Source organism: Dyadobacter ginsengisoli DSM 21015 (assembly GCF_059568735.1).
The window spans coordinates 1,265,807-1,290,142 of sequence record NZ_JCANTY010000001.1; the positions used below are offsets into that span (position 1 = coordinate 1,265,807).

Annotated in this window: 23 protein-coding genes; 14 read left to right on the forward strand and 9 right to left on the reverse strand. The window is 48.3% G+C overall.

Annotated features, from left to right (window positions below):
- Positions 1–14: 14 nt before the first annotated feature.
- The 6 genes from BP71_RS04645 to BP71_RS04670 form a co-directional block, all read right to left on the reverse strand.
- Positions 15–1,406: a TolC family protein gene (locus BP71_RS04645; protein ID WP_496377100.1), complete on the reverse strand. Its 1,392-nt coding sequence runs from the start codon at positions 1,404–1,406 to the stop codon at positions 15–17.
- Positions 1,407–1,557: 151 nt separating this feature from the next.
- Positions 1,558–2,469, reverse strand: coding sequence for a helix-turn-helix domain-containing protein (locus BP71_RS04650; protein WP_496377102.1), 912 nt, complete (start codon positions 2,467–2,469; stop codon positions 1,558–1,560).
- 176 nt (positions 2,470–2,645) lie between these two features.
- Positions 2,646–3,053: a hypothetical protein gene (locus BP71_RS04655; RefSeq protein WP_496377104.1), complete on the reverse strand. Its 408-nt coding sequence runs from the start codon at positions 3,051–3,053 to the stop codon at positions 2,646–2,648.
- Between the two features lie 440 nt (positions 3,054–3,493).
- Positions 3,494–3,907, reverse strand: coding sequence for a hypothetical protein (locus BP71_RS04660; protein ID WP_496377105.1), 414 nt, complete (start codon positions 3,905–3,907; stop codon positions 3,494–3,496).
- Positions 3,908–4,224: 317 nt separating this feature from the next.
- Positions 4,225–5,106, reverse strand: coding sequence for a bestrophin family protein (locus BP71_RS04665; RefSeq protein WP_496377107.1), 882 nt, complete (start codon positions 5,104–5,106; stop codon positions 4,225–4,227).
- A complete protein-coding gene (locus BP71_RS04670) occupies positions 5,103–5,690 on the reverse strand; it encodes a 3'-5' exonuclease (protein ID WP_496377109.1) in 588 nt (195 codons plus the stop codon). Before BP71_RS04670 ends, BP71_RS04665 begins: the two co-directional genes overlap by 4 nt.
- Before the next feature lie 123 nt (positions 5,691–5,813).
- On the opposite strand from BP71_RS04670, the gene nspC reads away from it, so the two are divergent.
- Positions 5,814–6,971, forward strand: a complete 1,158-nt coding sequence (nspC, locus tag BP71_RS04675; RefSeq protein WP_496377111.1) for a carboxynorspermidine decarboxylase — start codon at positions 5,814–5,816, stop codon at positions 6,969–6,971.
- A 129-nt stretch (positions 6,972–7,100) separates the two neighbouring features.
- Here the strand turns inward: nspC and BP71_RS04680 are convergent, their stop codons facing one another.
- Positions 7,101–8,000: a PIG-L deacetylase family protein gene (locus BP71_RS04680; RefSeq protein ID WP_496377113.1), complete on the reverse strand. Its 900-nt coding sequence runs from the start codon at positions 7,998–8,000 to the stop codon at positions 7,101–7,103.
- A gap of 382 nt (positions 8,001–8,382) precedes the next feature.
- Between BP71_RS04680 and pyrG the strand changes: the two genes are divergently transcribed.
- From pyrG to BP71_RS04705, 5 genes are all read left to right on the forward strand, one after another.
- Positions 8,383–10,047, forward strand: a complete 1,665-nt coding sequence (gene pyrG, locus BP71_RS04685; protein WP_496377115.1) for a CTP synthase — start codon at positions 8,383–8,385, stop codon at positions 10,045–10,047.
- An 86-nt stretch (positions 10,048–10,133) separates the two neighbouring features.
- Positions 10,134–11,945, forward strand: a complete 1,812-nt coding sequence (gene yidC / locus BP71_RS04690) for a membrane protein insertase YidC (protein ID WP_496377117.1) — start codon at positions 10,134–10,136, stop codon at positions 11,943–11,945.
- A gap of 116 nt (positions 11,946–12,061) precedes the next feature.
- The gene (locus BP71_RS04695) at positions 12,062–13,771 is read left to right on the forward strand and encodes an ABC transporter substrate-binding protein (protein WP_496377119.1); all 1,710 of its coding nucleotides are present in this window, start codon (positions 12,062–12,064) and stop codon (positions 13,769–13,771) included.
- 22 nt (positions 13,772–13,793) lie between these two features.
- On the forward strand, positions 13,794–15,086 hold the full coding sequence (gene hemL / locus BP71_RS04700; RefSeq protein ID WP_496377121.1) for a glutamate-1-semialdehyde 2,1-aminomutase: 1,293 nt from the start codon (positions 13,794–13,796) through the stop codon (positions 15,084–15,086).
- Between the two features lie 243 nt (positions 15,087–15,329).
- Positions 15,330–16,346: a glycosyltransferase family 2 protein gene (locus tag BP71_RS04705; RefSeq protein ID WP_496377123.1), complete on the forward strand. Its 1,017-nt coding sequence runs from the start codon at positions 15,330–15,332 to the stop codon at positions 16,344–16,346.
- A gap of 86 nt (positions 16,347–16,432) precedes the next feature.
- On the opposite strand, the gene BP71_RS04710 is transcribed toward BP71_RS04705, so the two are convergent.
- A complete protein-coding gene (locus BP71_RS04710) occupies positions 16,433–17,203 on the reverse strand; it encodes a class I SAM-dependent methyltransferase (RefSeq protein ID WP_496377125.1) in 771 nt (256 codons plus the stop codon).
- Between the two features lie 58 nt (positions 17,204–17,261).
- Between BP71_RS04710 and BP71_RS04715 the strand changes: the two genes are divergently transcribed.
- Entirely contained in the window at positions 17,262–17,636 is a 375-nt protein-coding gene (locus BP71_RS04715) for a hypothetical protein (protein ID WP_496377127.1), read from the forward strand.
- Between the two features lie 35 nt (positions 17,637–17,671).
- Here BP71_RS04715 and BP71_RS04720 read toward each other — a convergent pair whose 3' ends face one another.
- Complete coding sequence (locus BP71_RS04720; protein WP_015810647.1) at positions 17,672–17,824, reverse strand: hypothetical protein; 153 nt, start codon at positions 17,822–17,824, stop codon at positions 17,672–17,674.
- Between the two features lie 230 nt (positions 17,825–18,054).
- Here BP71_RS04720 and hisS point away from each other — a divergent pair, with 230 nt between their 5' ends.
- The 7 genes from hisS to BP71_RS04755 all read left to right on the forward strand — a co-directional run bounded on the left by hisS (position 18,055) and on the right by BP71_RS04755 (position 24,259).
- The gene (hisS, locus tag BP71_RS04725; protein WP_496377130.1) at positions 18,055–19,425 is read left to right on the forward strand and encodes a histidine--tRNA ligase; all 1,371 of its coding nucleotides are present in this window, start codon (positions 18,055–18,057) and stop codon (positions 19,423–19,425) included.
- 35 nt (positions 19,426–19,460) lie between these two features.
- Positions 19,461–20,324 (forward strand): ATP phosphoribosyltransferase, encoded by an 864-nt coding sequence (gene hisG / locus BP71_RS04730; protein WP_496377132.1) that lies wholly within the window; start codon positions 19,461–19,463, stop codon positions 20,322–20,324.
- 36 nt (positions 20,325–20,360) lie between these two features.
- On the forward strand, positions 20,361–21,629 hold the full coding sequence (gene hisD, locus BP71_RS04735) for a histidinol dehydrogenase (protein WP_496377134.1): 1,269 nt from the start codon (positions 20,361–20,363) through the stop codon (positions 21,627–21,629).
- A gap of 70 nt (positions 21,630–21,699) precedes the next feature.
- The gene (locus tag BP71_RS04740) at positions 21,700–22,128 is read left to right on the forward strand and encodes an Xre family toxin-antitoxin system antitoxin (protein ID WP_496377136.1); all 429 of its coding nucleotides are present in this window, start codon (positions 21,700–21,702) and stop codon (positions 22,126–22,128) included.
- Positions 22,128–22,580: an RES family NAD+ phosphorylase gene (locus tag BP71_RS04745; protein WP_496377138.1), complete on the forward strand. Its 453-nt coding sequence runs from the start codon at positions 22,128–22,130 to the stop codon at positions 22,578–22,580. The genes BP71_RS04740 and BP71_RS04745 overlap by 1 nt, the downstream gene beginning before the upstream one ends.
- Positions 22,581–22,618: 38 nt before the next feature.
- Positions 22,619–23,692 carry a histidinol-phosphate transaminase gene (hisC, locus tag BP71_RS04750; protein ID WP_496377140.1) on the forward strand — a complete coding sequence of 358 codons (1,074 nt, stop codon included), beginning with the start codon at positions 22,619–22,621 and terminating at the stop codon, positions 23,690–23,692.
- A 45-nt stretch (positions 23,693–23,737) separates the two neighbouring features.
- A complete protein-coding gene (locus BP71_RS04755) occupies positions 23,738–24,259 on the forward strand; it encodes a hypothetical protein (protein ID WP_496377142.1) in 522 nt (173 codons plus the stop codon).
- Positions 24,260–24,336 lie beyond the last annotated feature (77 nt).

Sequence of the window (24,336 nt, forward strand, 5' to 3'; positions counted from 1 at the left end):
GTCTTCTGCAAAGCCTACTGATTCAGGAACAGGCCGATATCACCCGCTGCCGCGGCTTTCAGGAGCACTGCCTGCCATACATTCGTAACAGCTATGTCGCGGCTGGTTTCAGCACGGTTGAGGATGTAAAGCGATTGGGTTACGTCCACGATATTGCTCAGTCCGTTTTTATAAAGCACGCTCTTTTGCAGGTAGGCATCCGAAGCGGACTGCACCTGTACGGGCGCTTCGCGGTAATTCGCCATGGCGTTGCCAATCTTGGTTTCGGACAGGATCAGCTGGTTCTTAATCTGCTGGTCGGTCAGATCGTATTCTTCTTTCAGCGCATTGGAAACAAACTTCTGCGACATGACCTGCTGCCTGGTCCGGAGAACACCGGTGAGGTTCCAGGTAGCACCGACACCCAGCAGATAGTTGGCCCGGACCGGCTTGATACCCTCCAGATAGTTCTGCGTGTAAGCGTGCTGATCACTCGCATAGTTGGATGAAAATCCGGCACCACGTCCCTGGAACACACCAAAAAGTGAAAATACGGGCATTCCGAGTGTTTGGTAGTATTTGGCCTGCTGCTCACTGACCGCGATCCGGTTGGCATAAAATTTCAGCAACGGATGGTTTTCCGGGCGAACCGCCGTATCTGCGACGGCCCTCGGAATGCGGCTGAGGACGGTGGTATCCAGCTGGAACCGCTGATCGGTGGTCCCCATCAGACGGGCCAGGGTGTTGGCCTGCTCCTGTTCGAAATCGCGGGCCTGTGTAATGCTGATCTTGGCATTGGAAACCTCGGCATTCGCCAGGGAGGAGTCTACACCGGGTATCAGGCCATTTTTGGCGCGGGTTACCACGACGGTTTTCAATGCCGTAGCGCGTGTCAGGTTGTTTTCCCACGATCTGATCAACCGTTGGGCGGCAAGCAGGTTGAGATATGCCGCGGCTACACGCACGCCGTGCTGGAATCGTTCCTGTTCCAGATCGCTTTCGTCACGTGTGACAACCGATTTGGAGACATTGATGCGTTCCCGGGCTCGTCCGAAGGCGAAGAAATCCCAGTTGACATTCGTCAGGTAAAGCGCCCCGAACGCAGAGTTCCAGTTTTGTTCCGGTAGTGGCAGCCCCGACGAAGCCACTGACAAGCCAAGCCCATACAAAGGACCGTTCTGGCCGTTTATGGTGCCGTAATCCTGCTGGGCCGATACATTGAGATTAGGCAGGTATTCCTTTTTGCTTTGCAGGACGGTTGCTTTGGATGCATTTACATAGCTGCTTTTGGCCTTAATGCTTCCATAATTGGAAAGCGCTGTTTCGATGGCTTGTGGTAAAGTCAGTGTCTGAGCAGTAAGCGTTTCACCTGCGGCGACCATCGCGAGGGTCAGAAACAGGGACGGGAGATACTTCTTCGATGTCATTTGCATTGAAATTAGGAGGCGATTGAACCGGGTACGTGTGTGGGTTATCCGGTTGGTTGCGAGCCCTGTCGAATTGCTTCGCAAAGTTAGTCCGGCAACCAGCCATATTCTTTATTACTTTCAAACAATATCTTATAAAATTCAAACAGCACTATCGTTCATGAACCCGATAGGACTTCGGTGTGATGCCAATTTGTTTTTTAAAGAGATTGTTGAAGTAGGCCGGGTACTCGAATCCCAGGCAGAAAGCAATTTCGGCGACACTCCAGTTGGAATGCCGGAGCATGACTTTGGACTGTGCCAGGACGCGGTCGATAATATGTTCCGTTGTTGTCTTTCCCGTTATTTCCTTCAACGCGCGGTTGAGATGATTAACGTGGACGCCGAGTTTGCCGGCATAGTCTTTCGCAGTTTTGAGTTTGAGCTTATGCTCCGGCGATTCGATTGGGAACTGACGTTCGAGCAGATCGTGAAATAGTGTGGAAAGCCGTGCGGAGCCATTCACATGCATATCGCTGAGTTCGGAAGGCTGCATTTTCATCGCCTCATGCGCGATCACATTCACGTAATTGCGCATGAGATCATATTTGTGTACGTAACTCGATTCAATATCCGTCTGCATTTTGCCGAAGATGCTCAGCAGATATTCCTGCTGTTCCTCATTGATGAAATACACAGGGATGGCGTCGCTGCGCAGGATAGGACAATCGTTTAGGGTCGATGAACGGTTGATCGTACTCAGGAACTGGTCGGTAAAAAGGCAGAAAAAGCCGGACTGCTCCCCGGACAACGCTTGCCAGGAATAGGGGACGTTGCGGTTGAAGAAAACGAGTGCATTCCGGTTGATGTCGATCTCGTGGTTGCCGTAGGTAATCCGGCCCTTACCAAGTATCAGTGAAATTTTGTAAAAATCCCTTCTTGCGTAGGAAGTATATTTGTTGCAGAATACGCGGGAGAACACATTGAAATGCCCCTCGTCCCCGGTTGTTTTATCCGGACCTTTTAAACCTTTCGCAGCCGGGTGCGTTTGGTAAAAGTACTCGACGGTCTCATTCGGTATCATGAGCTGAAATTATGAAATTCAAATATTGGCTACAAAACCAGTGGGTTAAAAATTGATTAAATACAGTGTGTACTTGTAATCGTCATAATTTTTCTTTGTTAAGTAAATTTTGGCGATTCAAACGGCAAAGGCCGGTGTTCGGACACCGGCCTGGTCATGGACAGCAAACTTTACAGCTACATCGTCCCGCAAAGCCACTCTTCCCGGACAGTTTTGGCGGCTCGCAATCCACTCCCCGTTTTGTAATGACGTGTTGAGGTCAGGGGATTGATACCGGCTTTCTGTTTGTGCTGTGTTGTGAAAACAACAAATGTGACCGGTCGGGATGCGTATTTCGGAGTAGGATCGGATTGATTCCTGCCGACATCGAGTCGGGCGAAGCGGGCTTCCAGTGCAGGATCAGATGAATTCAGAACAAAGCCCGCCATTTGTTCCGTTCGGGCGGCCGACGCTTTGTTGGGGTGCTTGTAATTGTGGATGGAAATCCCGGGATCCGAAACACGGACGGCCTGGGCCCGGGATAATGTGCCTCCGGATAAGGCAAAGGCCAGGAATGCTGAGAAAATGAATGGTTTAGGATGCATAACAGAGTAATAGTAAAGGAAACTGTAAAGGACTAGGTTTCAAAATTACCCGCTGCATGGTTAGCAATTCATATCCATTTCAAACATAAAACTATAAAATTCAAGCATGTTGAATTTTATTTTTTGCTGCGTTAGCATTCTGCCCGGAAAGAGTTTAGTTTTTCGAAGTGGAAAAATGAGCACGTTTTAAATGGACAAAAAAAGCTGTAAAAACTCCTAAATGTCTTTATTTGAACTTTTTGATAAATTTTTGGATAGATTTTTGAGCTATTGACAAGATTTGAGAAAACCATTGAGAATTGATTTCCTGCTGTGGTTCAAAATGTCAGTCAAGGTAACTGAGTATAAAATTCAAATAATTATTAGTGTTGTTATATGTGACGGGCCAAAACAAAAGCGCCGGCCACATGGGCCGGCGCTTTTGAGATCAACACATAGTCCTAATCTCTGGTTGGATAAACCTTGTCAGGGCTGTTATAGTAGTCAGCCATTTGTGCTGTATCCTTGGTCACATTGATAGCGGGGGTTTTATAATTTCTCGGTGAGGTTAGCGGATTGATTTCCACGCCTTCCGGCTTGTACTCCCGTGTCACAACAAGCGTCGCGGCCCGTGGCGCGTATTTAGGCGTGCTGCTGACAACCCCTTTTTGATATTTCCCAAAACGCTCTACTGTCCTCAGGTTCGCGACCCGGATCGTATTTTGCTCTTTTCCGGCAGCTTTGGCCTGCGCGGCTTTATTGGGATGTTTGTAGTTATAAATGGAAATGCCCGGGTCGACAATCGACTGCGCATTGGCGGAAATGGTGGTCAGTCCCGCAAATAATATAGCTATTAAGAAGCTGGAATTTTTCATGTTGACAATCGTTTATTCTTCATAAAAGACCAATCCGATGAAGGATTACATGAAAATTAGTTACTGTGAAGACTAAAATCAAACGCTCTAATTTGCTTTAAAAAAGGCGAAATTGGCAAAATGATGCTTGTTTTTAGCTGATTTGGGTAGAAAAAGTACCTTATTTAAAAAATCAGGCTGCTGATTCAGCGTAATTTCACGATAAGTGAAGCTAAATCTTCAAAATGGCCGCAAATGACGGGCGGTCGAAAATGCTTAAAATAATTTCGATTTTAATGAGTTTCTAACCAGTTTCTAATTTTTACCCTTTTCCCAGTCTATTTCAGCAAAGCCTGGGCAGAAGTATGAATGCCCTTACAAATGCGCTCGATAGGCAAATCATTGCTGTCTTCACCAAAAGGATCTTCGATTTCCTCCGCGATAACTTCAAGGCTTGCAAGAATGTAGAAGACAAACATGACGAACGGGACAACAAGGAAATGCAAGCTGAAAACGTACCCGATGGGTAAAGTAAGGCAATATGTAAAAATGAATTTCTTTATAAATGAGCTGTACGACAGTGGAATAGGGGTGTTTTTGATCCTTTCACAAGCCCCGCAGATATTCGTAAAGGCCTCGAGTTCATGGTTGAGCAGGATGGTATGCTCGGGCAGAAGGACTCCTCTTCTTTGTAGTTCGATCACTTTGGCAAACAGCGCAGCGGCAATTTGGTTAGGAACATGATCGGTGGTTTTCAGCAACGACTTCTGGTAAAGCACAGTATCGGTGAATTCCTCCGAAACATAGCGGTTGCGTAAATGATTCTTAAGTGAAAACGCATAGTTCGGGATCATGTTCATGAAAAACTCCCGCTCGGCAGTATGTTCGGGGTCGATCAGTCCGGCGATTTTCAATGACAGGTTTCGGCTAATGTTCATGAGTGAACCCCATTGCTTGCGTCCTTCCCACCAGCGGTCGTAGGCGGTGTTGGTACGGAACACGAGGAGCATCGATATCACAAAGCCTAGCAATGAGTGCATCAGCGAGATGTTTTTCAGGTCATTGTTCTCGGTGATTTTGAAGTGAATGATAATAAGGTATGCAATTACACTCGAATACACAGCCATGATCACAATCATCGGCGCCAGTTTGCGTACCGTGTCTGCCTTCTGAAAGTAGAATATATAACGTAGCCATTCCTTGGGATTATAATCGATCATATGAGCTTAACCTGGTCGATGAGCTTGAAAAATTCTTTAAAACATTTGGCGGTAAGGCGGGCGTCTTCCAGTGCATTGTGTGTTTCTTCCTCCCGCTCGAAACCGAAATAACTGGCTACGGAGCCGAGGCTCAATGAACGGGGAACCTGCTTGCCGTTCTTTTCGAGGATCTGGAAGAAAAGGTACGATACAGTGTGCAGGTCAAGCATTTTGTTGGAGAATCCCCATTTCATTTTCTCGTTGCGGTACGCAAAACGAAGGAAGTTGATGTCGTTGATCACGCTCTGGCCGCAAATGATCACATTGGCAAGGCCCGGTTTGCCGACATTGAGCTTTTTGATCCATTTTTCGAATTCGGGGATCACGTCGTAGATCATCGGCGCGTCTTCCAGATCGGCCAGCGACAGTCCGTGCACTTCCTCGGACTTGACGGAAAAAGCCTCTTCGTTTTCGGGATAGACGTTCTGAAGGTAGGTCCCGAGTGATCGCCAGTTGTCGTCAAAAAACTCCGCACCGATCTGGATAATCTCGTTCCAACCCGGCTCCGGTCCGGTCATTTCAATATCTAATACAAGGAAGGACATAAGGGAACTGGCGGGTTCGGTTGAAAAATGGTGATGGTTTGGAAACTCAAACTTATACTTTTGTGTACAAAATTATACAATCATTGCTTTTAAGAAGAGCCTATCAACCGTCATTTATAACTAATGTCCATCGATTTCAACCAAATTCCATCACCTTGTTTTGTCCTGGAAGAAGAATTGCTGCGTAAGAACCTGGAACTCATCGACTCTGTCCAGAAGGCGGCGGGATGCCGGATTATCCTGGCGCTGAAAGGTTTTTCCATGTACAGTGCTTTTCCGATCGTAAAGGAATATCTGACAGGCGCTACGGCAAGCTCCCTGAACGAAGTAAAATTGATCAACGATTTTATGGGATATCCGTCGCATACCTATATGCCTGCGTATCTGGACAGTGAATTTGAGGAGATCATGGAGCGCAGCAGCCACATCACATTCAATTCGCTCAGCCAGTGGGAAAGATTTCAGAGCAGGGTAGAAGCTTACAAAGCTGAGAATCCGGGCCGGACTTTATCTTGTGGGATACGTGTGAACCCGCAATACTCGGAGGTGGCCACAGACATGTATAATCCGTGCGTACCCGGCTCGCGCCTGGGTGTTACACGTGATAAGCTGCCCAACGAGCTTCCCGCAGGTATAGACGGGATTCATTTTCATACGCTCTGTGAAAATGGCTCAGACACTTTGGAGCGAACACTCGAAGCACTCGAAGCCAGGTTTGGTGATTTGCTGCATCAGGCCAAATGGCTGAACATGGGTGGCGGACACCTGATGACGAGGGAAGGATATGATATTAGTAAGCTAATAAAATTAGTTAGTACTATCAAAACAAAGTACAATCTGGATGTGATACTGGAACCGGGTTCAGCCATTGCCTGGCGTACCGGAATACTGTATACAACAGTACTTGATGTACTCGATAGCCAGGGGATAGACGTGGCCATTCTCGATACCTCTTTTGCGGCACATATGCCCGATACGCTGGAGATGCCTTACAAGCCGGTCATTCGCAATGCGTATCATGAGCCGGTAGCCGGAAAACCGACTTACCGGATGGGAGGAATGACCTGTCTGGCAGGTGACTACATGGGAGATTACTCTTTTAACAAACAGCTGGAAATTGGCGACAAAATTATATTCGAGGATATGATCCACTACACGATGGTGAAGACCACAACATTTAACGGCGTTAACTTACCTTCCATTGGCATGTGGCAAGCTGACCAAAAATTCCGGTTGATCCGTTCCTTTGGCTATGAAAGTTTCAAAGACCGGTTATCATAGTAAATGTAAACTATTGTGTCAATATCGGTTACAAATTGCATTAAGCATATCCCGGAAAAATTATAATGACTGAATGAGTGAACGATCGGTTGAATACATTCCGTCATTCCATCATTCAGTCATTCAAAATTACTTCGGGAGCATCGGAAACAGTCGCTTGATCTCGTCGGCCGAGGGCTGTTTTCCATACTCGCAAATCTCGAAAACTTCTACAAATTTTACTTGCGCCGCCTTGTCGGCACCATACCATTTTTCCAGGGAAACCTTGATTTCCGGGTTCACCGAGGAACGTCTTTCCATAGCAGCCAACAGCCATTTTTTGCGTTCGATCACGTCTTTGGGAACGTTAGCAAGATTTCCATCCGTCCACGGGAGCCACTCATAAAATTGGGAAACGTGTGCGTCCAGTCCGTCCACTTTTTTAGCAAGATGATCGGTGATATCGATCGCTATATCGGGACGAAAGGGGTTAGGCCGCTGGAACCGGTCGCGAAAATAGAGGAATACCGGGTTTTTGGTCAATGGCGGTACGCTGCTCAGGATATTGGGCACGATCACCAGGTACGCTGCATCCTGAACAATCACACCGGTGTTACGGTGGTCGGGGTGGTAGTCGTTCGTGCGTGGGGCTATCACCATGTCGGCATTCCATTCGCGGATCTTACGAATCACCGCGAGCCTGTTTTCAATGGTCGGAAATAGTTCGCCGTCGTGGTTGTCGAGGACATCGTACTGGATTCCCCAGCGGCGTGCAGCTTCCTGTGCTTCTTTCAGCCGGCGGTTAGCCAATTCTCCGCCGCCGATATCCTGGTGCCCTTTGTCTCCGTTGGTAAGCGAAACAAACTTGACTTTGTGTCCCAGAGAGGAGTAAATCGACGCGATGCCTCCTGCGCCCAGGTCGCAGTCGTCGGGATGGGCGCCGAAGACAATAATGTTGAGCGGTTTCTGGGCATAGGTTGTGGGGGCGACCAGCGCGCACAAGCCGGCAAAAACCCACGCCGGGATGAGCAGGAATTTTTTTCTTGTCATTTTGAAAGGATATAAAGGTTTGGAAGTGGCGTAAATTATAAATTTATATTTTGTCCGCGCTCTTACGGCCGTTATTTTATATACGTAACCATCCAATTGACGAAAAGAAAGGATAGCATGGAAAAGCCGGGTGTGAATGAATTTTTGAAACCGATTTTTTTGCAACGGAATTTTTGCGATTTTATGAAGGTAGCACGGCCATTCATTTTGGAGGAAAGCAGCGATTGGAGCAAGTGAGGCCAGAAAAAATTATATTTGTTAACAGTTCAGACTTCCAAGCGCTTACTGTTTTCCAGCCAAATATTTAAATGGCCTCCGCTTATATTCTTCTAATAATCCTGTATCTTTGTATCCCGTAATCATAGAAAAACAGCAAAGTCTTATGGCTTCCAAAGCACGAAAGACCGCTAAGTACATTTTCGTTACGGGCGGTGTTACATCTTCACTTGGCAAGGGAATTATTGCCTCATCACTAGCTAAATTACTGCAAGCCAGAGGGCTTTCCGTCACCATTCAAAAATTTGATCCTTATTTGAATATTGACCCGGGTACCATGAATCCATACGAGCATGGCGAATGCTACGTGACGGATGACGGGGCCGAAACGGACCTCGATCTGGGGCATTACGAGCGTTTTCTTAACGTTCGCACTTCCCAGGCCAACAATGTCACTACCGGGCGTATTTACCACAACGTTATCACTGCCGAGCGCCGTGGCGATTTTCTTGGGAAAACCGTTCAGGTGGTCCCGCATATCACCGATGAGCTGAAACGAAACATGTTGTTGCTGGGACAAACCGGCGACTATGATATCGTAATCACTGAGATCGGTGGCTGCGTCGGCGATATCGAATCCCTGCCGTTCCTGGAAGCCGTACGTCAGGTGAAGTTCGAAATGGATCACCAGGATACGCTGGTTATTCATCTGACCTTGATCCCATACCTGAATTCGGCGGGAGAACTAAAAACCAAGCCAACCCAGCACTCGGTCAGAATGTTGCAGGAATCGGGTATTCAGCCCGACATCCTCGTGTGCCGCAGTGAGCATCCGTTGCCGTACGATATCCGTAAAAAGATCGCATTGTTCTGCAATGTCCAGGTAAACTCGGTCATTGAGGCAATGGACGCCGATACGATCTATGCCGTGCCTTTGCTGATGCTGAAAGAAAGACTCGATCAGCGCGCACTGTATATGCTGGACATTTACAACGACAAGGATGTGGACCTGGATTCGTGGAAGACTTTCCTTTCGAGATTGAAAAATCCTGTTGATTCCGTTCGCATCGGCCTTGTGGGTAAGTATGTGGAATTGCACGATGCTTATAAGTCCATCGTGGAATCCTTCATCCATGCAGGTGCAGCCAACGAATGCAAGGTGAATATCGAATGGATCCACTCGGAAAGCCTGACCGCTGAAAATACTGTCGAAAAACTGGAAGACCTCGATGGCGTACTGGTTGCACCCGGTTTTGGAGAGCGCGGAATTGAAGGCAAGATCGCCGCTATTCAATATGTACGTGAAAACAACATTCCTTTCTTCGGGATCTGTCTTGGAATGCAAATGGCTGTGATCGAATATGCACGTAACGTGATCGGCTGGGAGAACGCGCATTCGGTTGAAATGGATACTGCTACCGATCATCCCGTGATTCACCTGATGAAGGATCAGAAAGATGTTTCCAACAAAGGGGGTACCATGCGTTTGGGTGCTTATCCATGCCGCATTAAGAAAGACACACTGGCTCACAAGATCTACGGCAAGACCAATATCAGCGAACGTCACCGCCATCGGTACGAGTTTAATAACAAATACCTGAAAGAATTTGAGGAAAAAGGACTGGTTGCAGCCGGTATCAATCCCGAAAACAATCTGGTCGAAATGGTAGAGCTGCCAGGGCATCCATTCTACGTGGGCGTTCAGTTCCACCCGGAGCTGAAAAGTACCGTGATGAACCCGCACCCGATTTTCGTGAATTTTGTAAGCGCTGCGCTGACCTATTCGTTGGAAAAAAGAGCGATAGGTGCATTAAATCCGGTTTCCCACTGATCACAATTTAAGGCCTACTAAGCGAAAAATCTTGTTACCTTTGCCGCCTTGTAAGCGGTATACTATTTCAACAATTAAAGTAAATAATGGATAAAAATTTTGTAATCGGCCTGGTCTTGATCATGCTGATGCTGATAGGCTACCAGATTCTGGTTCCCAAGCCAGTGGAACCGACACCGGTAGCGGAGGTGAAGAAAGAGGTATCAAAAACCCCGTCTGTCACTTCGGACTCAACCCATAATTCCTCGCAATCCGTTGATTCCGCATCTGTCGTTCCCCCCAAGGATCTGGTAATTGAGACAAAAGATACCCGTGTTGTTTTTACCAGCAAGGGTGGGGTAATGAAGGAGGTTTTGTTGAAAAATTACAAAACCTATGATCAGAAACCATTGTACCTGATCGCAGAAAAGCACAATGACTTCAAGATAGATTTTCCTACTCAAACCGGTTATGTCCGGATTACTGACCAACCGTTCACTACCGATGCACAGGATCGGACCCTTTCGGAAAAAGACTCGGCGGTGATCACCTATCGGGCTACGCTGAAAAATAACCAGGTTGTTGAGCAGACCTACGTGGTTCACGGCTCCGGTTACCTGATCGACTACGGTATCAAGTCCAATGGAGTGGGACTGGCTGACAAGTTGGTGCAGTTTGACTGGGACAATGACCTGCTGCAGCTCGAAAACGACATGAACAAAAACCGGGAAGTGGTTACCGTCAACTACTACACAGATGAGTTGAAGAGCCTTCCTACGAGTCCCACATCCAATGAAGAGGAGAAAACGGCTGACCCCGTAAAATGGTTTACCATCAAGCATAAGTACTTCCTTGCCGGTTTGATCGCCAAGCAGCAACCGTTGACAAACGTCGCATTGCGTGCCAACGTCAACCCGAACGATTCCGTGATTGTGAAAAACATGAACGTGGCAGCAGGCATTCCGATGGCGGCCATTCAGAAAGGAGAGGCTAATTATCAATTCTATCTCGGTCCTAACGAGTACCACATTGTTGATAAAGTTAAAGCAGAGAATTTCGATCAGAACGTATACCTCGGATATGCATTCCTGAAACCGATCAACAAATTCGTTCTGGTTCCCCTTTTCAACCTGATCGAGAAATTTGTGAGCAACTACGGTCTGCTGATCATCCTCCTGGTATTGTTTGTGAAAACCTTACTGACACCGCTGACTTATAAGTCGTACATCAGCATGGCGAAAATGAAGCTGCTTGCCCCGGAACTGGAACAGATCCGTCAGCAGAATCCGGATGATATGGCGAAACAACAACAGGATCAGATGAAACTTTACCAGCAGGTAGGTGTGAGCCCCCTGAGCGGATGTATACCCGTGCTGGCGACGATGCCGATCCTGTTCTCGCTGTTTTTCCTGTTCCCGAACCTGATCGAGCTCAGGCAACAGTCGTTCCTCTGGGCGAGCGACCTTTCGACCTATGACTCATTCATCAAGCTGCCATTTACTGTGCCTTTGGGAATCGGAAATCATATCAGTCTTTTCACGATCCTGATGACAATTTCAAGTATAGGGTACGCTTATTACAACAATCAGAACACGCCTACACAACCAGGACCGGTCAATATGAAGGCCCTGGGTTATGTAATGCCCCTAATGTTTATGTTTGTGCTGAATTCGTTCCCAGCTGGTCTGACGTTTTATTACTTTGTTTCAAACATCGTAACGATTGCCCAGCAGCTTCTCATCAAGCGTTTCGTGAATGAGGACAAGATCCGCAATATCCTCGAAGAGAACCGCAAGAAGAATGCGACCGGAGAGAAGAAGCAAACCAAATTCCAGAAGTATCTGGAAAAATCTTTACAGGCGGCGGAAGAAGCTAAAAAGAAGCAGGCTGAATTAGAGAAACGCTCCAAGAAGAAATAAAAGGTCTTTTGAATCGTAATATAAAGGGCAATGTTCCGGTTGGGATATTGCCCGTTTTTTTCCATTTTAGGCTGTTTTTTTAAAGACAGATCCCCAATCTTGACCCCGAAATCCTGATGAGAGTTATCTTTTTTTTGATTTTGACAGTACAGGTCAGCTTATACCAAGCATCCTACGGGCAAGGCAATGCCCAGGCGGAAAGCAGGTATCGGTCGGCCCTGACAGATTTTAAACAAGGTAAATATGCGGTGGCGATGGAGAAGTTTTATCCTATGACGAGCGTCAATGTGAAAACATCTTATTCCACCTATGCACATTATTATTATGCATTATCCGCCTATCAATTAAAACGCTACCGGGAAAGCCGGCAAATGCTCACGCAGTTGCAAAGCAGATATCCTGGCTGGACAAAAATGGGAGATGTTTATTACCTGCTTGGGGCGGTAAACATGGCCAACGGGCAGATCAGCGAAGGACTTGGCAACCTTGCGAAGATCAAGGATTCGTCCCTGAGCAAAGATGCCCAGGCATTAAAGCAGCATTACCTGGGAGGGTTGAAAGATCTTGCAAAATTGAAGGACTTTCAAAAGGAATATGCCTCCGACCGCGACATTGCGTTGCTGCTGTACCAGGCCATTGAATCATCGCCTTCATCCGTACCAGCGGATGTGCAGCTCGCGAATCAGCTCGACAAGCAATTCAAATTCAATAAAAAGGAGAAGGTGGCCGATGACGCGCCCAAGCGGAGCACTCCCAGGTCGGATACGCAATGGACGAAAGGTTATCTGGACGTAGCTGTTTTGCTGCCGTTTCGGCTCGATGAGTTTAGTGCTTCCAAACGCCGTTCCAACCAGTTTGCATACGATTACTACATGGGCCTGGTCCTGGCGAAGGAGCAATTGCAGGTAGAAGGCATTCAGGTTAACCTCTGGGCGTATGATGTCGGCAATGACGCCAGGGCAATGCAAGCCATCGCCGATAACAAGAATTTTCAGCTTTCCGATATGGTGATTGGCCCGCTCTATACCGGGACTTTTGATGTAGCAGCTGGTTTTGTCAGCAATAGCAGCGCCATTATGCTGAATCCTCTTTCTACGGACGCGTCTTTGCTGAAATCTGCAAAGAATATTTACCTGGGGCACCCCTCGATTACCTATCAGACACAGCGGGCCGCGGAATGGATGCGTACGCTTTCACCGGGCTTGTCGGCGGTGGTTTACTACGGCAATACCTCGAAAGATTCGGCAATGGCTTTCTCTTATGCCAATGAATGGAAAGCAAAAGGTGGGAAGGTGGCGATCATGGCCAAGATCCAGCCCGACCGGGAATGGATGGAAAGCAGTATCCCGTCTTTTGAGATCAATAAACCCGCGCATGTCGCATTATTTTCTTCGGACGGCGAATCGGGTAGCCACCTGATCGAGGTGCTGAATGGCCGTAAGCTGAACAGCCTGCCGGTGTTGGCTACCTCAACGAGCTTCAATAGCCAGCAGTCCCGGTTATCGCGTTATGGAGCCAGGTTGTCGCTCATCGACGCGGACTATGTGGACAGGGAAAAGGAAACGATCAGACAATTCCAGAAAAGCTATTACAACAAGATCAGTACATTCCCCTCGGTTTATTCTTATCAGGGATATGATCAGTTGCTTTTCTTCGGGCGTATGCTGTCGAAATACAAGGATAAGCTGCCAGACGGGCTGCAATCGCGAAAATACGGAAGTGAAGAATACCTGCTTTCAGGATTCGATTATACCAAAACCAATGAAAACCAGATTAGCCCTGTCCTGAAATATGCCGGATCCAAATGGACCCCGGTAGACAGGTAATTACCAATTGTACCAAAAAATAATGAATACTTCAACGAGTCAAAGCCTTTTCGAGAAAGCACAGCGTTATATCCCGGGTGGAGTAAACTCTCCCGTGCGGGCATTCCGTGCTGTGGGAGGGTCTCCACTGTTTATTAAATCTGCCAAAGGGCCTTATATCTACGATGAGGACGGCAATGAATATATCGAACTGATCAATTCCTGGGGGCCGATGATCCTGGGGCATGGGCATGAACTGATCCATCAGGCAGTTTCGGACGCCATCCAGCATTCATTTTCCTTCGGGGCGCCTACGCGCAGGGAGGTTGAGATTGCGGAACTGATCGTTTCGATGGTACCGTCGATTGAAAAAGTACGTATGGTGAATTCCGGTACGGAAGCAACGATGTCGGCCATACGCGTGGCCCGTGGCTTTACGGGCCGGGATAAGATCATCAAGTTTGAAGGATGTTATCATGGGCATGGGGACAGTTTCCTCATTGCGGCGGGCAGCGGGGCTATTACATTCGGTACCCCGGACAGCCCCGGTGTAACGAAAGGCGTCGCCAATGACACGTTGACCGCCCCTTTCAACGACCTGGAAGCCGTTCAGCAACTCGTGGACGCGAACAAGGGGCAGATTGCCGCGCTGATCCTCGAACCGGTGGTGGGTAATATGGGCTGTGTACTACCGAAAGACGGCTTTCTGACAGGTTTGCGCAGTATATGCGACCAAGAGGGTATTGTATTGATTTTGGATGAAGTCATGACCGGATTCCGCCTTTCGAAGGGTGGTGCACAGGAAAGGTTTGGGATTACACCGGATTTAACAACGTTAGGAAAAATAATAGGCGGAGGAATGCCGGTTGGTGCATACGGAGGCAGGGCGGAGATCATGAACTGGGTTTCGCCGGCGGGACCGGTTTATCAGGCCGGCACGCTGTCCGGTAACCCTATCGCAATGGCGGCAGGAATGGCCATGCTCACTTATCTGAACGAGCATCCGGAAGTTTATACGCAACTGGAACGTGCAGGAAGCAAACTGGCGACGGGTTTCAGAAGTTCAATGGAAAGACTGGGATTGCAATACACGCTGAATCAGATCGGTTCGATGTATACGCTGTTCTTCACGCCCAATGCGGTAACCGATTTCCCGTCTGCTAAATCTTCGGACCTGCCTTTGTTCGGAAAATACTTTCACGCTATGCTCAATCGTGGTATTTATATGGGCCCAAGTCAGTTCGAGGCGATGTTCCTGTCGACAGCGCTCACGGACGCACATTTGGATCGAATCATTGCTGCGAACGAAGAGGCGCTTGTTGAGATACTGAATTAATAAATTTCGGATGATTGAATGACCGAATGACTGAGTAAGCATTCATCGGTTTTTGTCGAATCGTCACCTGAGTGCAGTCGAAGGTATGCGGAGTAGTTTCCTGGATAGAAGCCAACGTTTCGCAAATCCCCTTCGACTTCGCTCCCGGGTGACATTAGGGCGTTCACCGATTCACTCACTCATTCCCTGTCCCACAGCGGTTTATTCACTCATCAACTCATTCACTTTTTCACTCATTCAAAATTGGAACCCCGGCGCTACTCCATCATCATTCCCGTTTACAATCGTCCTGACGAGTTGCAGGAGTTACTGGATTGTCTGGTTCGGCAAACTTACAGGCACTTCGAGGTGGTCATTGTGGAAGATGGTTCCAGAATCAAGGCTGATGATGTGGTAAAATCTTTCACGGGAAAGCTCGATATCCATTATCATTATAAGGAAAACGGCGGCCAGGGTTTTGCCCGGAATCACGGTTTTGAACGCGCTGCGGGCGATTACTTCATTCTGCTGGATTCTGACGCATTAATCGAACCGGATTATCTTTCGATTGTCGAAAGTCGCCTGAACACCGACTATGTTGATCTGTACGGTGGGCCGGATACGGATCATCCTTCATTTTCTCCCATTCAAAAGGCGATTAGTTACTCGATGACCTCGGTGTTTACCACTGGAGGAATTCGTGGCAAAAAGAACAATATGGGCGGGACTTTCCATCCGCGGAGTTTCAACATGGGGCTTTCCAGGAAGGTGTGGGAAAAGACCGGCGGCTTCCTGACGAGCCGGATGGGGGAGGATATTCTTTTCAGTATTGCGGCCATGCGGTTAGGCTTTCGTTCTGCATTGTTCCCGGAAGCATTCATTTACCACAAACGCCGGACGCAGTTCGGGGCCTTTTTCAGACAGCTCAAATTTTTTGGCAGGGCGCGGATCAATATTGCGCGTTATTACCCCGCCGAGCTAAAACTGGTGCACACCTTTCCGGCACTGTTTACCGTCGGGGTTTGCAGCATTCCATTGTGGTTCTTTGTTTTCAAACCGTTCTTTTACCTCGGACTCATTGGCCTGGCTGTTTATGTGGCACTTCTGTTTACCGACGCATTGAAAAAGACCAAAAGTGCCGAAGTGGCATTTTTGAGCGTCGGAGCTGCATTTGTTCAGCTTTTTGGCTATGGAACCGGCTTTTTACAGGAGGGCTGGAAACGGCTTTGGGAAAACAAATCGCACCGCGAGACCGGGGCGGCCATAGAGTATCCGTCCTAATTATATTCCAGCTTAAATGAAATGAGGCAGCCTCCCGGGAAGCTGCCTCATTTCATTTATATATTATTACTATTGGCTATTGCTGGTTATTTCTGACAGAAATAGACGATCTCCTCGCCGGGCAACGAATATCGCAAAACTTCCGCCTTACTTAATTCATCCATCACAAAACGGTCTTCTGTGACCTTGAAACCGCCTTTTTCCAGCTCGCGGCCATAGTTTCTGCCAAACAGCCGCAAATGATCGTTTTGAAGGAAATGCTTTTCGCGCTCTTTGGGATCGGTAATGGTAGGATCTTCGTAAGTTACCTCGTACTTCATATCCTGCGGCGACTGGATCAGCGCCCAGCCTCCGGGTTTCAGCACGCGGTGCAATTCGCTCATAGCCAGAATGTAATCGTCTACGTGTTCCATCACGTGGTTGCAGATGGCCACATCGAAAGAGGCCTCAGGAAAAGGGATCTGATGAATGTCCATTTTGACCTTCGCTAAGGGTGATTCAATGTCGGCGGTAATGTATTCCAGGTTTTTCATCTGCTCGAAACGGTCGATGAAGCAGTATTCGGGCGCAACATGCAAGACTTTCAGGTTGGCGGTGTAGAAGTTGGTTTTGCGCTTCATGTACAGCGCCATCAGCCGGTGGCGTTCCAGTGACAGGCAGCTTGGGCACAGTGCGTTCTCACGGCTGGACGTATTGCGGCCATAGGGTAGGAATTTGCGGTATTTGCTGTTGCAAACAGGGCACTTAACCTGGTTACCGATGTAAAAGATGCTCAGCAGTCGCGCTGCCCAATGTCCGACAAGTTGAAGATACGGGCGTGGGATGTAGCGCAGAACTAAACTAATGATGGATTTCATTAAACCAATTGACTAAAAATTAATAATTTTAGGATCACAACACCGAACAGATTGATTAATGATCCCCTCGATTGACCCGAAACCCCCCGGTAAGCGACTGATAAAAAGAATGTCGACGCGCACGAAATGGATGATACTCGCGCCCGTCGGCTTGTTGTTATTCAGTTTTGGCCTTACCGTACTCAGCGAAGCGGCGCATCAGCGCCGGATCGGGGAGCCTACACAGGTCTGGGTCGTGCTGGGCCTGTACAGTCTTGCGCTGATCAACGGAGGCCTGATCATGTTTGGTGAAGCCCTTCGTTTCCGCATTTTACTGGATGTCCGTCGCGAAACACGCCGGAGCATGCGCCAGCTGCTGCGGAAAGTCAATCTGAAAGCTTCTTCGAAAAGCAAACCCGGTAAAAAAGCAAAAAGCCCTACCAAAACAGATTGACAGGACTAGTTGAATAACATTTCGAAGAGGCCGAATTATTTTTTATTTGCTTCGAATTGAGCCTTGATAGCCTCAACGTCAACATTGCGCACTTCTGGTTTGCGTAGAAGGTTTTTGATCTTAGCAGTGCGGTTGTTGGCTACTGCTTTGTTTCTGCGACCTTTACGTTTTAATTCCGTAACTCCCATTGTAAAAGTTTGTTTTGTGAAAGAGCCGCAAAATTAAGCATTTTCGTGTAAATAATGCAGACAATAGTCATAAATATTGCATAACCTGCCCTAACTTTACGGTTTCATAGGCCATTTAGGGCCTGATTTTTTCAATTCTGACACCGGAATATCATGCTTTCCCGGCGAACATACGCGGGAGGACATGATTGAAACGGATCGGACCAAGGCTTAATTGACAGCATTAAATAATGAGTAAACCATCTCTTGCCCGTGGGACCCGTGACTTTGGTCCGGAGCAAATGGCAAAGCGTACTTTCATTTTTGACACCATCCGGCGCTCTTTCCAACGATACGGCTTTCTTCCATTAGAAACACCTGCCTTCGAAAACCTGTCTGTACTGATGGGTAAATACGGGGAGGAGGGAGACCAGCTTCTTTTCAAATTGCTGAATTCCGGCGATTTCAGTGGAAAGCTGACAGAGGATGACTGGAAAGAAGGTTATAAGCCGCTCACGACTAAAATCTCCGAAAAAGGGCTTCGATATGACCTGACGGTTCCTTTTGCGCGCTACGTGGTCATGAACCGCGGTACATTGGCGATGCCGTTCAAGCGGTACCAGATTCAGCCTGTATGGCGTGCAGATCGCCCTCAGAAAGGCCGCTATCGCGAATTTTATCAGTGCGATGCCGATGTAGTAGGTACCGATTCGCTGCTTTGCGAGGCGGAGATCGTCACATTGCTGCACGACATCCTGCCTGCATTAGGTATCACAGATTTTACGGTTAAAATCAATAACCGGAAAATCCTGACCGGCATCGCGGACATGATTGGTGCGCACGGGTTGGAAGGACCACTTTGTGTGGCCATTGACAAACTGGATAAGATCGGGAAAGACAAGGTCGTCGAAGAACTGCTTGAACGTGGCTTTGCGGCGGCTAGCATTGAAAAACTGGAACCTGTTTTCAGTCTTTCCGCAAAGGATGAGCCGTTCACCGAGCTGAGAAGCTGGCTGGCAGAATCTGAAATCGCATTGAAAGGAATCCAGGAGCTGGAAGAGGTGTGGGCAATGGTGAAGATTCTGGGTCTCGAGAATGCGAAGATCGAATTCGATGTGACGCTGGCAAGGGGGCTTTCGTACTATACCGGCGCCATTTTCGAAGTAAAAGCCAATAATGTCCAGATCGGCAGTATTTCAGGTGGTGGAAGATACGATAACCTGACGGGTACTTTCGGCGTGCCGGGCATTTCAGGTGTGGGGATTTCGTTAGGGGTCGACCGCATTTACGATGTCATGGAAGAGCTGAACCTGTTTCCGGAAGCCCGGAAAACCAGTACCAAAGTGATGATCTCCAATTTTGATGAAGATGCTTTTGCGTACGGGCTTTCCATTTTACCCAAACTGCGGAATGCGGGTATCAACTCGGAGATCTATCCCGATTCGGTGAAGCTGAAAAAGCAGCTGGACTATGCTGACCGTAAGAGCATACCGTTCGTGATCCTGGTCGGGTCCGATGAAATCCAGTCAGGTTTGTTGACTTTGAAAAACATGAAAAGCGGTGAACAGCAGAAGCTGAAAACCGAAGATATCATAACTTTACTCACCCAGGAAAACCAGTAAACCAGTTAAATGGCTGCCAGCCAGCCAGTAATGATATGAATGATAATATTTTAAGAATTGCCATCCAGAAATCAGGCAGGCTTAGTGAAGATTCTTTAAAACTCATCAAGGAATGCGGGATCCGCTTCGACAATGGTGCCGGTAAACTGAAAACGGACGCGACGAATTTCCCTGCTGAAATCCTTTTTTTGCGAGACGATGATATTCCCGGTTATGTAGAAGACGGCGTGGCGCATCTGGGCATCGTAGGAGAGAATGTTTCGGAAGAATCCTATAAAGATGTGGATACCGTTCATAAACTGGGCTTTTCCAAGTGCAGGCTATCAATCGGCGTTTTGCGCGAGCATGAGTACAATGGGGTGCAGGACCTGGAGGGCAAGAGCATTGCCACTACATACCCGCGCTTACTGGGTCAGTATTTGAAATCACATAATGTCAATGCACAGATCCACGAGATCAGCGGATCGGTGGAGATCGCACCGAGTATTGGCCTTGCAGACGCCGTTTGCGATATCGTTAGCTCAGGAAGCACTTTATTGAGCAACGGACTGAAAGAAGTGGAAACCATTTTCCGTTCGGAGGCTGTGATGATTGCCGGTAAGAACCTTTCAGAGATTCAGAGAGATTTGCTGGAACAGCTTTTGTTCCGCATTAAATCCGTTCAGGTTGCCAAGAACAACAAGTATATACTGTTGAACTGCCCTACTAGCGCGGTGGAAAATATTACTAAATTTCTGCCGGGGATGCGTTCACCAACGATCCTTCCTCTTGCGACAGAGGGCTGGTGTTCATTGCATTCGGTGATTAACGAGAACGAGTTCTGGGAGAATATCGAGAAGATACGCCAGGCAGGAGCGGAGGGGATTCTGGTTATCCCAATCGAAAAAATGATTGTTTAATGGTCCGGCAATACCGGATGCGATGATTTGAAGATTATGAATATTATTCCATTTCCCGACAGGGCGCAATGGCCTGCGTTGCTGGCACGCCCGGTTCTGGAAGCACAGGATATAGAGAGCAGGGTGGTGCCCATCCTGGAACAGGTAAAAAAGGAAGGTGATGCGGGTATCAAGGCATTAGCCCTGAAATTTGATCAAACAGCGCTGACCGAGCTCGCATTCGCGGAGGCAGATATCGCTAATGCGGGCGAGTTGCTGGATGAATCGCTGAAAGGGGCGATTGGTCAGGCTTATGAGAATATATACAAGTTTCACCTGAGGCAATTGCAGCCCATCGAGAAGGTGGAGACAATGCCCGGGGTGACATGCTGGCGCAAGAGCGTAGGAATTGAGAAGGTAGGAATCTATATCCCGGGCGGTTCGGCTCCTTTGTTCAGCACGGTACTGATGCTTGGGATTCCCGCTCGGATTGCTGGCTGTAAGGAGATTGTACTTTGTACGCCGTCCGATCACCCGGCTATCCTTTATGCAGCCAAGCTCGTAGGGGTAACCAAGGCATTCCGCATCGGCGGAGCGCAGGCAATCGCGGCCATGGCTTACGGAACCGAGAGCGTTCCAAAAGTATATAAAATATTTGGACCTGGAAATCAATACGTTACAACTGCCAAGGTGCTGGTGAGCAAAGAGGGGATAGCCATTGATATGCCTGCCGGGCCTTCGGAAGTGGCGATTTATGCCGATGATACGGCGATTCCATCTTTTGTTGCTGCCGATTTGCTGTCACAGGCGGAGCATGGTGCCGATAGCCAGGTGCTGCTCGTTTCTACCAGCAAAAAGCTGCTTTGCTCGGTTAACCTGACTTTGACGAGCCAACTCGAAGAACTTCCGCGGCGGGATATCGCGGCGAAAGCCATGAGCAACAGCAAGGCCGTCCTGCTCGAAACAGCGGAAGAGGCCATTGATATGCTCAATGAATACGCGGCGGAACACCTGATTCTGAGTGTGGCCGATGCGGAGGAAGTCACGGAAAAGATCGTGAACGCCGGCTCGATATTCCTGGGGAACTATACGCCGGAATCCTGCGGGGATTACGCATCGGGGACCAACCACACACTGCCCACCAATGGCTATGCCAGGGCTTACAGCGGTGTTTCGGTGGATAGTTTTGTCAAGAAAATCACCGTGCAGCACATTACCCGGGAAGGAATTCTGAGTATAGGGCCGGTAGTTGAAGCCATGGCAGAAGCCGAATCGCTCGAAGCCCATAAAAAGGCTGTGAGCATCCGATTGCAAAGTCTTTTGTGAAAATTTAGGAAACTGGGAAATTTGTCTTAAATTTAAGGACAAATTTCAATGGTCTATAAATTGCAAGAAAATGACAGCACGAATGGTCAATGAACGTCTCGGTGGTTACAGCATTCTGAAACAGCCTATCAAGAATGACTTCGATCTGGCTCAGCTGGCTGAGCATGGCGTACCCAAAGCTTCTATTCAGCATCTGGCCGATTCCATAGGCATGGATATCAAAGATGTGATCGCATTGCTGCCGATGACTTCCCGGAACCTGCAACGCTACAACGATATCGATCTGCTGAGTAATGTGGTTTCCGATCACCTGATCGCCCTGGCTGATCTTTTTTCAGTGGGGAACCGGGTTTTGGGGAAAGAGTATTTCCTCGATTGGCTGAATAACGAAGTACCTGCGCTGGGAAGCGAGAAACCTGTCAGCTTTTTACGGACCCATGCGGGTATAGAGCTGGTCAAAACCGAATTGGGGCGCATGGAACACGGTATTTTTGCTTAATGGAGCTATTCAGGATAACGCGGGCCGAATATCAGGATGATTTGAGTGGGATAGGTGCTTTCTATAATGGAGGACGTTGGAACTCCCCGAGAAACGCCATGCTTTATACTTCCTCACACAGGTCATTGGCCATGCTGGAAGTCCTGGTCCATTGGCACAAGACAGTGACACCTCCCAACTATGTTATTGTTTCCCTCGAAATTCCTGATGATGTCGCCAGTGTAGCTGTGCCTGATCTGCTACCGGATTGGTCCGAGGATCAGCAATTGACCAAGGACGTGGGCGACAGCTGGCTGAAAGGCGGTAGCAGCCTGTTGCTGCGGGTACCTTCGGTGGTGGTCAAAGCGGAGCAGAATTATCTGGTGAACCCGATGCATCCCGACGTTGTTTCCGTCAAAATCACCGACATAGAGCCCTTGAACTTTGATAAAAGGCTTTTCGTATTGAGATAGAATACCATTAACGGCACTCGCCGTAATCCATTAATAGTATGAATAACAGTTTCGATTTAACCAAGATCCTTCGCCCGCACATCCTCACGCTGGCCCCGTATTCATCCGCAAGAGACGAGTATACCGGGCATGTGGGAACATTCCTGGACGCCAACGAAAATCCCTACGGATCGGTGACAGATGAGCATTATAACCGCTATCCCGATCCCTATCAGGCAGAGATCAAGCAAAAACTGAGTCCTATCAAGCATGTCAGCCCCGACAGGATTTTCCTGGGCAACGGGAGCGACGAACCGATCGATCTGCTGGTGCGTGCTACCTGCACGCCGGGCCGCGACCGGGTGATTACCCTTCCGCCTACTTACGGCATGTACGAGGTGAGCGCTTCGATCCACGACGTGAAAATCGACCGGGTCTCATTGACGGCGGATTATCATATCGATACCGAAGCGGTCTTGAACGCGGTAACGCCGGAGACGAAGATCATCTGGATCTGCTCACCCAATAATCCCACCGGCAATGTAATGCAGCAGGATGCTATTCAGACCATCGTGGAGCATTTCAATGGTCTGGTAGTGGTGGATGAAGCCTATATCGACTTCACAGACGCACCGTCATGGGTACAGCATTTGGATAAATACCCTAATCTGGTCGTATTGCAGACTTTTTCAAAGGCATGGGGACTTGCCGGTATCCGGGTAGGGATGTGCTTCGCCTCGGCGGACCTGATCCGTGTCCTGAATAAAATCAAACCGCCGTACAATATCAGCCTGCCCGCGCAGCAAGCGTTACTGGAAGGATTGAAGGGAATAGAAAAGAAAGACCGGATGGTGGCTGATATCCTGCGGGACAGGGAAGCACTTACAGGTATGCTGGAAAATTTGCCGATCGTGGTCAAAATACACCCGACGGACGCCAACTTTCTGCTTGTTCAATTCGAAGATGCGAAGGGTGTAATGGACTATCTGATCCATGAAACGATCATCGTGCGCGACCGCTCACGGGTACATCTGTGCGAAGGTTGTCTGCGAATTACGGTGGGAACAAAAGAAGAAAATGAACTTTTGATCGAATCATTAAAGAAATACCAGCCAAAATCCGTTATTGTATAGCTGTTGTTTCAGCGTTCCAGGAACATTTCCCCGATTTTATTAACTATGAAGAAATTAGCCTTAACTGTTATCTGCGCACTTTGTTTTGGAATGGCACACGCCCAATACGACAACTGGGCGGTTGGTTTTAAACTGGGCGAACCTACCGGCGTCAACATCCGTAAATATTTCAACAACATTCACGCGCTCGACGTGACGATCGGTACCTACGGCGGGATTTTATCCAACGACCGTAAATACCGGGGTGACAACGGGATTTACAAGAATGCAGGTTTGTCGCTTCAGGTGCATTATCTGTGGCATACGCCGTTGTTCAATTCGGAAGCCGTACATGTCTATTACGGATTAGGCGGCCAGATCAACAACCGCCGGTCGTACCCCAAGCGTCTGGCCGGACAGTATGAGAAAACCGTCACACTCGGCGGCTCGGTACTGGGTGGTTTTGAATACTACATTCCCGATAACCGCATTTCCGTTTTCCTGGAAGGAGGGACTTACGTGGAATTGCTGAGAAAGCCGTTTTACTTCAGCCCCAATATCTCGGCAGGTCTCCGTTTCAATCTCTGAGCAAATACTTACATCGAATGCCCAAGGAAAGCAGGTTAGCGCCTGCTTTTTTTATGTAATTTGACCTCCGGTTTTCT